The organism is Shewanella sp. TB7-MNA-CIBAN-0143, from assembly GCF_040310065.1.
Lineage (GTDB): Bacteria > Pseudomonadota > Gammaproteobacteria > Enterobacterales > Shewanellaceae > Shewanella.
The window spans coordinates 1-255 of sequence record NZ_JBEOPL010000124.1 but is presented as its reverse complement, the minus strand read 5'-3'; the positions used below and the strand labels follow the sequence as shown (position 1 = coordinate 255).

The following is a 255-nucleotide window of genomic DNA, read 5'->3' as shown; positions in this document are numbered from 1 at the left end:
AAACACACTATACCTTTTGCGTTACTAGATTACCTAGAATTAGTAGATTGGAGTGGTCGTCAAATTTCTCCAAACAAAAAAGGATATATAAATAAAGCAATTCCTAAAGTGCTAGTTACTCTGAATATAGAAGAAGCACAATGGCTTGAATCGATTCAACGATTTAGGCATAAATATTCAAACTTTGCAGGGAGTAAACAACGATTAAAGCAGCAAGCCGCGAATAACGATGTTAAATGGTACAAAGGTGCAGGG

At 35.7% G+C, this 255-nt stretch carries 1 pseudogene; it reads left to right on the top strand.

Annotation, left to right across the window (positions count from 1 at the left end):
- Positions 1-255 (top strand): annotated as a pseudogene (locus AAEY97_RS21375) (alpha-amylase family glycosyl hydrolase); the annotation flags it as partial.